13 protein-coding genes are annotated in these 12731 nt (G+C 64.9%); 12 read left to right on the top strand and 1 reads right to left on the bottom strand.

Annotated elements, in window-relative coordinates; genetic code table 11:
• Positions 1-122: 122 nt before the first annotated feature.
• The 12 genes from U4Y90_RS01600 (at position 123) to U4Y90_RS01545 (ending at position 11787) form a co-directional block, all read left to right on the top strand.
• Entirely contained in the window at positions 123-812 is a 690-nt protein-coding gene (locus tag U4Y90_RS01600) for a histidine ABC transporter permease HisQ (protein WP_321791510.1), read from the top strand.
• Between the two features lie 23 nt (positions 813-835).
• Positions 836-1585 (top strand): ABC transporter permease, encoded by a 750-nt coding sequence (locus U4Y90_RS01595; protein ID WP_321791508.1) that lies wholly within the window; start codon positions 836-838, stop codon positions 1583-1585.
• A gap of 21 nt (positions 1586-1606) precedes the next feature.
• Complete coding sequence (locus U4Y90_RS01590) at positions 1607-2434, top strand: ABC transporter ATP-binding protein (RefSeq protein WP_415749275.1); 828 nt, start codon at positions 1607-1609, stop codon at positions 2432-2434.
• A 43-nt stretch (positions 2435-2477) separates the two neighbouring features.
• Positions 2478-3449 (top strand): GlxA family transcriptional regulator, encoded by a 972-nt coding sequence (locus U4Y90_RS01585; RefSeq protein WP_321792546.1) that lies wholly within the window; start codon positions 2478-2480, stop codon positions 3447-3449.
• A 115-nt stretch (positions 3450-3564) separates the two neighbouring features.
• Positions 3565-4791 (top strand): aspartate aminotransferase family protein, encoded by a 1227-nt coding sequence (locus tag U4Y90_RS01580; RefSeq protein WP_321791504.1) that lies wholly within the window; start codon positions 3565-3567, stop codon positions 4789-4791.
• Positions 4792-4807: 16 nt separating this feature from the next.
• Complete coding sequence (gene aruF / locus U4Y90_RS01575; protein ID WP_321792544.1) at positions 4808-5854, top strand: arginine/ornithine succinyltransferase subunit alpha; 1047 nt, start codon at positions 4808-4810, stop codon at positions 5852-5854.
• Positions 5851-6882 carry an arginine N-succinyltransferase gene (gene astA / locus U4Y90_RS01570; RefSeq protein WP_321791502.1) on the top strand — a complete coding sequence of 344 codons (1032 nt, stop codon included), beginning with the start codon at positions 5851-5853 and terminating at the stop codon, positions 6880-6882. The genes aruF and astA overlap by 4 nt, the downstream gene beginning before the upstream one ends.
• A gap of 12 nt (positions 6883-6894) precedes the next feature.
• Positions 6895-8367 (top strand): succinylglutamate-semialdehyde dehydrogenase, encoded by a 1473-nt coding sequence (astD, locus tag U4Y90_RS01565; protein ID WP_321791500.1) that lies wholly within the window; start codon positions 6895-6897, stop codon positions 8365-8367.
• 15 nt (positions 8368-8382) lie between these two features.
• Positions 8383-9732 carry an N-succinylarginine dihydrolase gene (gene astB / locus U4Y90_RS01560; protein WP_321791498.1) on the top strand — a complete coding sequence of 450 codons (1350 nt, stop codon included), beginning with the start codon at positions 8383-8385 and terminating at the stop codon, positions 9730-9732.
• Entirely contained in the window at positions 9716-10732 is a 1017-nt protein-coding gene (gene astE / locus U4Y90_RS01555; protein ID WP_321791496.1) for a succinylglutamate desuccinylase, read from the top strand. The genes astB and astE overlap by 17 nt, the downstream gene beginning before the upstream one ends.
• Before the next feature lie 12 nt (positions 10733-10744).
• Positions 10745-10936 carry a hypothetical protein gene (locus U4Y90_RS01550; protein ID WP_321791494.1) on the top strand — a complete coding sequence of 64 codons (192 nt, stop codon included), beginning with the start codon at positions 10745-10747 and terminating at the stop codon, positions 10934-10936.
• A gap of 35 nt (positions 10937-10971) precedes the next feature.
• On the top strand, positions 10972-11787 hold the full coding sequence (locus U4Y90_RS01545; RefSeq protein WP_415749274.1) for an ABC transporter substrate-binding protein: 816 nt from the start codon (positions 10972-10974) through the stop codon (positions 11785-11787).
• Between the two features lie 79 nt (positions 11788-11866).
• Here U4Y90_RS01545 and U4Y90_RS01540 read toward each other — a convergent pair whose 3' ends face one another.
• Positions 11867-12730, bottom strand: a complete 864-nt coding sequence (locus U4Y90_RS01540; protein ID WP_321791492.1) for an HlyD family secretion protein — start codon at positions 12728-12730, stop codon at positions 11867-11869.
• Position 12731 lies beyond the last annotated feature (1 nt).

Here is a 12731-nt window from a genome sequence, read left to right as displayed (position 1 = left end):
TTGCAACAAACAGGCTTCATCGCAATTGAGCGATTGATTTTCGCTTGCGAGTATCGCCGCCAATCGCCGGGGCACATCGCTTGTGCTCCGCTTCTTTCAACGAAAGACGATGGAGGCGACTCTTGATCCTGTATGGCTTCGGTCCGCTCCTCTGGGCGGGCGCCAAAGAAACGCTCGCGCTCGCGGTGCTGTCGCTCGCGGTGTCGGTGCTGCTCGGACTCCTCGGCGCATCGGCGAAACTCTCGCGTCATGCGCCTTTGCGCGGCATCGCGACCGCGTACACGACGCTCATCCGCTCGGTGCCCGATCTCGTGCTGATGCTGCTGCTCTTCTACAGCATTCAGATCGCCATCAACAATCTCACCGATGCATTCGGCTGGGATCAGTTCGATATCGATCCGTTCACGGCCGGCGTGCTCACGCTCGGTTTCATCTACGGCGCATATTTCACCGAGACGTTTCGCGGCGCGTTTCTCGCGGTGCCGCGCGGCCAGCTCGAAGCAGGCAGCGCCTATGGCATGAGCGGCATGCGCGTGTTCGCCCGCATTCTTTTTCCGCAGATGATGCGCTTCGCGCTGCCGGGCATCGGCAATAACTGGCAGGTGCTCGTGAAGGCGACGGCGCTCGTGTCGATCATCGGTCTCGCGGATGTCGTGAAGGCCGCGCAGGACGCGGGCAAGAGCACGTTCAACATGTTCTTCTTCATCCTGATCGCGGCGCTGATCTATCTCGTGATCACGAGCGCATCGAATCTCGTGCTGATGGCGCTCGAGCGCCGCTACTCGATCGGCGTGCGTCACGCCGAACTCTGACTTCTGCCAGCGAGCCACAAGCCATGATCCAGATCTTCGCCGAATGGTGGCGCCCCTTCCTGTACTCCGACGGCATGCGCGCGTCGGGCCTCGTCGTCACGTTGTGGTTGCTCGCGACGTCGATCGCGCTCGGCTTCTGCGCGGCGGTGCCGCTCGCCTGCGCGCGCGTCTCGCGCAACCGCTGGCTGTCCACGCCCGTGCGCATCTACACGTACGTGTTTCGCGGCACGCCGCTCTACGTGCAACTGCTGCTGCTCTATACCGGCATGTACAGCCTGGAGTTCGTGCGCACGCAGTCCTTGCTCGAAGCGTTTTTCAAGAGCGGCTTCAACTGCGCGATTCTTGCGTTCGCCTTGAACACGTGCGCCTACACGACCGAGATTTTCGCGGGCGCGATCCGCGGGATTTCGCACGGCGAAGTGGAGGCTGCGCGCGCTTACGGCATGAGCACGTTCACGATGTATCGACGCGTGATCCTGCCGTCCGCGCTGCGGCGCGCCTTGCCTTTGTACAGCAACGAAGTGATTCTGATGCTGCACGCGACGACCGTCGCCTTCACGGCCACCGTGCCGGACATCCTGAAGGTCGCGCGCGATGCGAATTCGGCGACCTATCAGTCGTTCGAATCGTTCGGCATCGCGGCGCTGCTGTATGTGGCGATCTCGTTCGCGCTCGTCGCGGCGTTCCGGCGTGCCGAGCGGCGCTGGCTCGCTTACCTGCGGCCGGCGGGCGCCGAACGCACGACCCGCGCGGCCCGCACGGCCCACGCCTGACGAGCGGTAGAATCCGAACCCATGGAAGAGATCTTGTCATCACCCGAGGAGAAAGCGTTGCAGCCAACCGCCAAAGACGTCGCGACCAAGCTCGTCGCCGAGGATATCCACAAGCGCTACGGCGACAACGAAGTGCTCAAGGGCGTTTCGCTCTCTGCGAAAGCGGGCGACGTGATCAGCATCATCGGCGCGAGCGGCTCGGGCAAGAGCACGTTTTTGCGCTGCATCAACTTTCTCGAGCGGCCGAACGCCGGGCAGATCATCGTCGACGGTGAAGCCGTGCGCACGAAGACCGACCGCGCGGGCAATCTCGAAGTCGCGGATCACAAGCAGTTGCAGCGCGTGCGCACCAAGCTCGCGATGGTGTTCCAGCACTTCAATTTGTGGTCGCACATGACGGCCATCGAGAACGTGATGGAAGCGCCCATCCATGTGCTCGGCGTGTCGAAGAAGGAAGCGGAGGACCGCGCGCGCGAGTATCTGGAAAAAGTGGGCCTGCCGCCGCGCGTCGAGAAGCAGTATCCGTCGCACTTGTCGGGCGGACAGCAGCAGCGTGTGGCGATCGCGCGCGCGCTCGCGATGCATCCCGATGTCATGCTCTTCGACGAACCGACTTCCGCGCTCGATCCGGAACTCGTCGGCGAAGTGCTGAAGGTGATGCAGCGTCTCGCGGAAGAAGGCCGCACGATGATCGTCGTCACGCACGAGATGGGCTTCGCGCGCAACGTGTCGAATCACGTGATGTTCCTGCATCAGGGACGCACGGAAGAAGAGGGTGCGCCGTCGGAGGTGCTGGTCGCGCCGAAGAGCGAACGTCTGCGCCAGTTCCTGTCGGGCAGCCTCAAATAACGTGACGCTGCAAGTTGCGATCGTCGCGCTCCCGCCGGTGTCGATGAGCGGCATCGGGCCGATCGTCGACAGCCTTTCGCTCGCCAACGAGATCGACGGGCATCGTCTCTACGAGTGGCGCATCTGTTCCTGGGACGGCCGCCCGGTGCCGCTGTCGGGCGGCGCGCAGCTTCCCGCCGATTGCGCCTTCAACGACGCCGTGCGCTGCGACTGGCTCATCGTCGTGTCGGAGCGCTATCAGCAGTTCGCCGATTACCGGCTCTTTCTCGCGAGCCTCGCGCGCGTGGCGCCGCGCACGCCGCTCGTGTCCGGCATCCATCACGGCGTCTGGTGGCTCGCGATGGCCGGGCAGCTCTCGCAGTATCGCGTCGCGGTGAACTGGGAAACCTATCAGCAGTTCACCGAACAGTTCGAGCGCGCGATCGTCAGCCAGCAGATCTTCGAGATCGACCGCGACCGCGCGACCTGCACGGGCGGACAGGCGAGCATCGACTTCATGCTCGCGATGATCGCGCGCGACCACGGCCCGGATCTCGCGGAACGCATCGCGGATTCGCTCGGCATCGGCACGTTGCGCGCGGGCACGGAGCGTCAGCGCATTCCGTTCGTCACCGCGCCGGGCGAGCGTCATCCACGCCTGAACGACGCGCTTCAACTGATGGAAGCGAACATCGAAGACCCGCTCGCCACCGACGAAATCGCGAATCTCGTCGGCATTTCGCGCCGGCAGCTCGAGCGGCTCTTCCGACAATACCTCGGCGCGATGCCGTCGAAGTACTACCTCAATCTGCGCCTGACGAAGGCGCGCACGCAATTGCAACGCACGAGCAAATCGGTGGTGCAGATCAGCCTCGCGTGCGGGTTTTCCTCGGCGGCGCATTTTTCGAACGCGTATCGCGACCGCTTCGGCGTGACGCCGCGCGAAGAGCGCCGCAACTGGATCGAAAAGCAGCGCGGCGGCGCGATCGACGAGCCGCGCGGCGGCGCGCTGATCGAGCCGCCCGACGCGGCATGAACGCCGCGAAAACCCCATCGAAGCATGTCGCGAACACGCAAGACGGAACGCGTGCGATTGCCTAATATCGAAAGCATTGCAAGAACCGATGCACGAACCTGACGAGGAGTGGCTCATGACCGACATCAATGTGAATCGCGGTACGTTCGACGAGGTAATGGTCCCGGTGTTCGCGCCGGCCAATTTCGTGCCCGACAGAGGCCGCGGCTCGCGCGTATGGGATACCGATGGCCGCGATTATGTCGATTTCGCCGGCGGCATCGCGGTGACGGCGCTGGGCCACGGCCACCCCGAATTGCTGAAAGTGCTGCACGAGCAGGGCGAGAAGCTCTGGCATATCGGCAATGGCTACACGAACGCGCCGGTGCTGCGCCTCGCGAAACGCCTGACGGATCTCACCTTCGCCGATCGCGCGTTCTTCGCGAATTCGGGCGCGGAAGCGAACGAAGCGGCGCTGAAACTCGCGCGCCGCTATGCGATCGACAACCACGGCGACGACAAGATCGAGATCATCTCGTTCACGCAGTCGTTCCATGGCCGCACGTTCTTCACGGTCAGCGTCGGCGGCCAGCCGAAGTACGCGGAAGGCTTCGGCCCGCAGCCGCAGGGCATCCGTCATCTGCCGTACAACGATCTGCCGAAGGCGCTCGAAGCGATCGGCCCGAAGACGTGCGCGGTGATCGTCGAGCCGGTGCAGGGCGAAGGCGGCGTGCTGCCGGCCGATCCCGCGTTCCTGAAGGGCTTGCGCGAAGCCTGCACCAGGCATGACGCGCTGCTTATTTTCGATGAGGTGCAGACCGGCGTCGGCCGCACGGGCACCTTCTACGCGTACATGCAGTACGGCGTGACGCCTGACATCCTCACGAGCGCGAAGGCGCTGGGCAACGGCTTTCCGATCGGCGTGATGCTGACCACGAACGACATCGCCGCGCACTTCAAGGTCGGCGTGCACGGCACGACCTACGGTGGCAACCCGCTGGGTGCGTCGATCGCGGAGAAGGTCGTCGAACTCATCAGCGATCCGAAGCTGCTCGAAGGCGTGAACGAGCGCAGCCGTGCGATCAAGGCGCATCTGGAACGCATCAACGAGCGCTTCGGCATGTTCAGGGAGATTCGCGGCCGCGGCCTCCTGATCGGCGCCGAGCTGAACGACAGCTACAAGGATCGCGCGAAGGACGTGCTCAATGCGGCGGCGGCGAACGGCGTGATCATGCTGATCGCGGGGCCGAACGTGCTGCGTTTCGCGCCCTCGCTCATCATGCCGATGGCCGATCTCGACGAAGGCTTCGCGCGCATCGAAAAGGCGATCGAGCAGGTCGTCGGCGCCGCCGCCGTCAAGTGACCGACAGGACCCGATGATGCTATTCGTCCGTCCCGCAAGACTCTCCGATCTCGACGAGCTCGAACGGATGGCGCGCGCCGCGGCGCCGGTGCTGCACTCGCTGCCGCGCGACCGGCGCACGCTGGAAACGCGCGTCGCGCTTTCGGAAGACTCGTTTCGCGCCGAAGTGGAATTTCCCGGCGAAGAGTTCTATCTCTTCGTGCTCGAAGATTCGCAGACGGGCCGCTTGCTCGGCACGTCGAGCATCGTCGCGTCGGCGGGCTATTCCGAGCCGTTCTACGCCTTTCGCAACGACGCGCTGATTCACGCATCGCGCGAGCTCAAGGTGAATCGCAAGATTCACGCGCTTACGATGTCGCACGAGCTGACGGGCAAGAGCCGCCTGACGGGCTTCTATATCGATCCGTCGCTGCGCGATGAAGCGAACGAAGCGGCGGCGCATCTCCTGTCGCGCGCACGCATGATCTACATCGCGGCGAACCGCAAGCGCTTCTCGAGCGAGGTCTTTTCGCTGATGCTCGGCGTCACCGACGAGGCCGGCGCGTCGCCGTTCTGGGACGCGGTCGGACGCAAGTTCTTCGGCCGCGACTTCGAGCAGGTCGAATCGGAATCGGGCGGACGCAGCCGCACGTTCATCGCCGAAGTGATGCCGAGCTATCCGCTCTACGTGCCGCTGCTTCCCGGCGCAGCGCAGCGCGTGCTGGGCGAGCCGAACGAAAGCACGCTGCTCGCGTACGACATTCATCTCGAAGAGGGCTTCGAGCCGGATCGTTACGTCGATATCTTCGATGCGGGCCCGGTGCTGACGATCGCCGTCGGCAAGAGCGCGTCGGCGAGTTCGAGCGAGTTGCGCACGGTGCGCGACGCCGCCACCGAAAGCGGCGCGCCGTATCTCGTCGCGGCGGGCGGCGCGCACGCGTTTCGCTGCATCGTCGCGGGGCTGGCGGGGACGCGCGCCGACGGCGCCGCATTGACGGCGTCCGCGCGCGACGTGCTCGGCGTGGAGGACAAGGGCACGGTGCGTTGCGTGCCGCTGCATCAGGCATCGGGAGAATTGCAATGATCGTCGTGCGTTGCACGCAGCCGGGCGATGTCGATGCGCTCGTCGCGCTCGCCCAGGAAACGGGCCCGGGACTCACCACGTTCAAGCCGGATCGCGGCGCGCTCGCGGCGCGTGTCGAACGCGCGCGCCGCACGCTCACGGGCGATGCGCAAGCCTTCGAAGCGGGCTATTTCTTCGTGATGGAAGACACCGCGACCGGCGATGTCGCGGGCGTGTGCGGCATCGAAACGGAAGTCGGGCTGGAGCAGCCGTTCTACAACTATCGTGTATCGACGGTCGTGCATGCGAGCCAGGACATGGGCGTGTGGACGCGCATGTCGCTGCTCAATATCTCGCACGATCTGACGGGTTATGCGGAAGTGTGCTCGCTGTTTTTGAGTCCCCGTTATCGCACGGCAGGCGTGGGCGGCTTGTTGTCGCGCTCGCGCTTCATGTTCATCGCGCAGTTCACGGACCGCTTCCCGCAACGCTTGTGCGCGGAACTGCGCGGGCACTTCGACGACAACGGCGAGTCGCCGTTCTGGAACGCGGTCGGCTCGCATTTCTATCAGATCGATTTCAACGAGGCGGATTACCTGAGCTCGCATGGCAAGAAGTCGTTCGTCGCAGAGCTGATGCCGCGCTACCCGGTGTATCTCGACCTGCTGCCCGATGCCGCGCAACGCGCGGTCGGCATCACCCACCGGGACACTGCCCCCGCGCGCAAGATGCTCGAAGCGGAAGGTCTGCGCTATGAGAATCACGTCGATATTTTCGATGCCGGTCCGGTGCTCGAATGTCACGTCGCGGACTTGCGCACGGTGCGCGAGAGCGTGCTCGCCAGCGTGCGCATCGGCGATCGCGCCGGGACCGACAGCGACGCGAAGAGCCTCGTGTCCAACACCTTGCTCGAAGACTTCCGTTGCGGCGCGACGACCGGCGCGGTCGAGAACGGCACGTTTCTGTTGACGGCGGAAGAAGCCGCCGCGCTGCGCGTCCGCGAGGGCGATCGAGTGCGCGTGCTGACTTCTCATCCGCGCGCAAAATAAATGAGACACGACATGGATATCTCGAACCAGTTGTATATCGGCGGTGACTGGCAGGAAGGCAAGGGCGCGGCGTTCGCATCGCGCAATCCGGGCACCGATGAAACCGTGTGGCAAGGCAGGAGCGCATCGGCTGAAGACGTGGATCGCGCGGTGGCGTCGGCGCGGCGCGCGTTCGCGTCGTGGTCCGCGCTTTCGTTCGACGAGCGCGTCGCGATCGCAAAGCGCTTCGCGGCACTGCTCAACGAAAACAAGGAAGCGCTCGCCGGCGCGATCGGCCGCGAGACCGGCAAGCCGCTGTGGGAAGCGCGCACGGAAGTGGCGTCGATGGCCGCGAAGGTCGATATCTCCGTGCAGGCCTATCACGAGCGCACCGGCGAGAAGCGCGCGCCGATGGCCGACGGCGTCGCGGTGCTGAGGCATCGTCCGCATGGTGTCGTCGCCGTATTCGGCCCGTACAACTTTCCGGGCCATCTGCCGAACGGACATATCGTGCCGGCGCTCATCGCAGGCAATACGGTCGTGTTCAAGCCGTCGGAGCTCGCGCCCGGCGTCGCGGCCGCGACCGTCGCGCTGTGGTTCCGGGCCGGACTGCCGGCCGGTGTGCTCAATCTCGTGCAGGGCGAAAAGGATGCGGGCATCGCGCTCGCGAATCATCGGCAGATCGACGGACTGTTCTTCACCGGCAGCTCGGACACCGGCACGCTGCTGCACAAGCAGTTCGGCGGCCGCCCGGAGATCGTGCTCGCGCTGGAGATGGGCGGCAACAATCCGCTCGTCGTCGCGAACGTCGAGGATATCGATGCAGCCGTGCATCACGCGATCCAGTCGGCGTTTCTGTCGGCGGGGCAGCGTTGCACGTGCGCGCGCCGTCTGTTCGTTCCCGACGATGCCGATGGCGAGCGCTTCATGCAGCGTTTCGTCGAAGTGAGCGCGAACATCCGCGTCGGTCGATACGACGACGAGCCGCAGCCGTACATGGGCGCGGTGATCTCCGCGCGCGCGGCGGCGCGTCTCGTCGATGCGCAGGCGCGTCTGATCGAAGCGGGCGCGAAGCCCGCGCTCGAAATGAAGCAGCGCGCGGCGCATCTCGGCTTCGTGTCGCCCGCGATCCTCGACGTCACCAGCGCGCGCGACGTGCCCGACGAAGAGCATTTCGGCCCGCTCGTGCAGGTCACGCGCTATACGACTTTCGACGAGGCCATCGAGCGCGCGAACGACACCGCCTACGGCCTGTCCGCCGGCCTGCTCGCCGACGACGAGTCTGTCTGGAAGCACTTCCAGCGCGCGATCCGCGCGGGCATCGTCAACTGGAACCGGCCGACCAATGGCGCATCGTCGGCGGCGCCGTTCGGCGGCATCGGACGTTCGGGCAATCAGCGGCCGAGCGCGTACTACGCGGCGGACTATTGCTCGTATCCGATGGCGTCGGTGGAAAGCGCGCAATTGCAGATGCCCGCGAGCGTGTCGCCGGGCCTGAACTTCTGACGGGCGGGATCGAACATGCAGGCATCGAAAGCATTCGAAGCGAACTTCGACGGGCTGGTTGGCCCGACGCACAACTACGCGGGGCTGTCGTTCGGCAACGTCGCGTCGCGCAACAACGAGAAGTCGGTGGCGAATCCGAAGGCCGCCGCGAAGCAGGGCTTGCGCAAGATGAAGCAGCTCGCGGACCTCGGCTTCCAGCAGGGCGTGTTGCCGCCGCTCGAACGCCCGTCGATCAGGCTGTTGCGCGATGTCGGCTTTTCCGGCGACGACGCCGACGTGATCGCCCGCGCGGCGCGCGAAGCGCCCGAGCTGCTCGCGGCGGCGAGTTCGGCATCGGCGATGTGGACCGCGAATGCGGCGACCGTGAGTCCATCGGCGGATACGGAAGACGGGCGCGTGCATTTCACGCCCGCCAATCTCGCGGCGAAGCTGCATCGCGCGATCGAGCACGGGGAAACGCGCCGCTCGCTGTCCGCGATCTTCGCCGACGAAGCGCGCTTTCGCATTCATCACGCGCTGCCGGGCACGCCCGCGCTCGGCGACGAAGGCGCGGCCAACCATACACGCTTCGCGCGCGAGTACGGCGAGAAGGGCGTCGAGTTCTTCGTGTACGGGCGCAGTGAGTACGGCCAGGGCCCGCAGCCGCAGCGCTATCCCGCGCGTCAGACGCTCGAAGCGAGCCGCGCGGTCGCGCGCCTGCACGGCCTGTCCGACGATGCGACCGTGTTCGCGCAGCAATCGCCCGACGTGATCGACGCGGGCGTCTTTCACAACGACGTCATCGCGGTCGGCAATCGCACGACGCTCTTTTGCCACGAGCGCGCGTTCGTCGATCAGCACAAGGTCTACGACGAACTGCGCGCGAAGCTCGATGCGCAAGGCACGCCTTTCGATGCGCTCGAAGTGCCGGCTAGCGAAGTGAGCGTGGAGGATGCGGTGTCGTCGTATCTCTTCAACAGCCAGTTGCTGTCGAGCGCGGACGGCAGGCAACTGCTCGTCGTGCCGCAGGAGTGCCGCGAGAATGCGCGCGTGGCCGCGTATCTCGATTCGCTCGCGGCGCGCCGCACGCCCATCGACGAGGTGCTCGTCTTCGATTTGCGCGAGAGCATGAAGAACGGCGGCGGCCCGGCTTGTTTGCGTCTGCGCGTCGTGCTCAACGAAGCCGAGCGTGCCGCGGTCAACGCGCGCGTCTGGATGAACGACACGCTTTTCACGCAACTCGATGCGTGGATCGACCGGCATTATCGCGATCGTCTCGCGCCCGCCGATCTCGCCGATCCGAAGCTGCTGGCCGAATCGCGCGCCGCGCTCGACGAACTGACGACCATTCTCGGACTCGGTGCCGTCTATGACTTCCAGCGCTGATTCATCCCTGCTCGAAGACTTTCTGGCGTTCACGCTCGACGGCAAACGTCCTGCCGTGACCGCTGGCATCGCGCCTTCCGGCGTGCGATGGACGTGGCAAGGCGACGGCGTGATGCTGCTCGAAGCCGCGCGCGAGCCGACGCACAGCGTGCTCGCGTCGGCGGGCATTCATGGCGATGAAACCGCGCCGATCGAAATGCTGTCTTCGCTCGTCGCGGACATCGCGAACGGCCGCGCGCCGCTTGCCGCGCGCATGCTGGTGATTCTCGGCAACATCGAGGCGATGCGCGCGGGCGATCGCTATATAGACGACGATCTGAATCGCCTGTTCAGCGGCCGTCATGCGAGCTTGCGCGACAGCCGCGAAGCGCCGCGCGCGGCCGAGCTGGAGCGCACCGCGCTGAAGTTCTTCGACGGCGCCGCGCATGCGAAGTGGCACATCGACATGCACACGGCGATCCGCGCATCGGTATTCGAGCAGTTCGCGTTGCTGCCGCACACGGGCGCGCCGCTCGCCCGCGCGATGTTCGACTGGCTGCGCGATGCGCGTCTGCAGGCGGTGCTCCTGCATCGCGAGAAAGGCAACACGTTCACGCATTTCACCGCGCAGGAAGCAGGCGCGCTGGCGTGCACGCTCGAACTCGGCAAGGTGCGCCCGTTCGGCCAGAACGATCTCGCACGATTCGAAGCATCGGATGCGGCGTTGCGTCGTCTGATCGCGGGCGAGGCGAAGAAGGAGAATGCGCCGCTGCGCGTGTTCACCGTCGTCGCGCAAATCGACAAGCACAGCGAGCGCTTCGTGCTGGACGTTGCGAGCGACGTGCCGAACTTCACCGCATTCCCGGCCGGCACCGAGCTCGCGCGCGACGGCGATTATCGTTATCGCGTGTCGCACGACGAAGAGCGCATCGTGTTTCCGAATCCGAAAGTAAAGCCGGGCCTGCGCGCCGGGCTGATGGTCGTCGATACGACCGAGACGACGCTCGCCTCGCTCGCCTGAAACCGCGTCGGCATGCTCATGCATTTGCATGAGCGCGACATCGGCTTGCCAAATCAACTCCCCACATCGTTCGGCGGATCGCGGGTTCTCGCGCGCTACAATCGCGCCCCGGTGTTTGATGCGATGCATCAACCCGCGACCACGCGTTTGAGCGTGGATTTTTGTGCCGCGATGCTTCACCGGCTGCGCAAAGCCGCATCATGACACCTGTATCGAACCGCAATGGAAGGAGATGGAAGTTGAAGAAATCGCATCTGATCGGTCGCAAGCTCGCCGCGTTCGCGGTGCTGGGCGCCACTGTCGTCACGGGCGTCGCCGCGTTGAACGCGCAGGCAGCCGATAACATGAAGGAACTGCGCTTCGGCGTCGAAGCATCGTACGCGCCGTTCGAATCGAAGTCGCCGAGCGGCGCGCTGCAGGGCTTCGATATCGACATCGGCAATGCGGTGTGCGCGAAGCTGAAGATGAAGTGCGTGTGGGTCGAGAACTCGTTCGATGGTCTCATTCCAGCGTTGCAGGCGCGCAAGTTCGACGGCATCAATTCGGACATGACGATCACCGACAAGCGCAAGATGGCCATCGACTTCACCGATCCGATCTACACGATCCCGAATCAATTGATCGCGAAGAAGGGCAGCGCGATCCAGCCGACCGTCGACGGCCTGAAGGGCAAACGCGTCGGTGTGTTGCAGGGCTCGATCCAGGAGACCTACGCGAAGGCGAAGTGGGCCACGGCGGGCATCGATGTCGAGTCGTATCAGGCACAGGACCAGATCTATGCGGATCTGGCGTCGGGCCGTCTGGATGCGGCGTTCCAGGATGCCGAGGCGGCGTCGAAGGGCTTTCTGAAACAGCCGCAAGGCGCGGGTTTCGCGTTCGCGGGCCCGGCCGTGGCGGATGACAAGCTGCTGGGTTCGGGCGTCGGATTCGGCGTGCGCAAGAACGACAAGGCGCTGAAAGACGCGCTCAATCGCGCGCTGAAGGAATTGAAGGAAGACGGGACGATCGATCGCTTCGCGCAGAAATATTTCGACGTGAAGGTCGTGCTGAAGTAAGGCTTCGGTGTGAGTCGATGTGAAAAGCCCGCTCGGGAGTGATCCGGAGCGGGCTTTTTGTTCTCTGAAGCAAAGCGCGTCAGCTCGACGGCGCGATCACCACCGTACACGTCGTCCCCGCGCTCAGCAGCACTCCATCCGGCACGTCGTCGATATGCACCCGCACCGGCACGCGCTGCGCGAGCCGCACCCAGTTGAAGGTCGGGTTCACGTCCGCGAGCAGTTCGCGGCTTTGCGGATTGTCGCGGTCATAGATGCCGCGCGAGATGCTTTCCACGTGACCCTTCAGTTCGCCGCCGCTCATCAGGCGAATCGATGCCTTGTCGCCGATGCGCACGTGCGGCAGCTTCGTTTCCTCGAAGTAGCCGTACACCCAGAACGAGTGACTGTCGACAATCGCGAGCTTGGCCGCGCCCGCGGTCGCATAGTCGCCGCGAAACACGTTCAGGTTGGTGACGTAGCCATCCACCGGCGAATACACCCGGGTGCGCTCGAGATTGAGCTTCGCGGCATCGAGCGCGGCCTGCGCCTGCTGCAACTGCGCCTGCGCCGTCGATGCGGTCTGCATCGCGTTTTCGCGCGCTTCCTTCGACACGACCTGACTGTCCATGTCGGCGCGGCGCGCGGCGTCCGCACGGCGCATGCGCAGCTCGGCCGCGCGCGCCGCGACGTTCGCCTGCGCCTGCTCGACCGCGATCTGATAGTGCGACGGATCGATCTCCATCAGGAGGTCGCCCTTTTTCACGAGCTGGTTGTCGCGGACCGGCAATTGCACGACCGCGCCCGACACGTCCGGCGCCACGTTGACGACATCCGCGCGCACGCGGCCATCGCGCGTCCATGGCTCATCCATGTAATGCACCCACAGCACGCGTCCGATGATGAGCGCGACCGCAAAAATGGCGATCGTCAAAACCAGGCCGATGATTTTCCTGAGAATCATG

Source organism: Caballeronia sp. J97 (genome assembly GCF_905220305.1).
GTDB lineage: Bacteria > Pseudomonadota > Gammaproteobacteria > Burkholderiales > Burkholderiaceae > Caballeronia.
The sequence above is the reverse complement of the archived record's forward strand: the minus strand, read 5'-3'. Positions and strand labels throughout refer to the sequence as shown.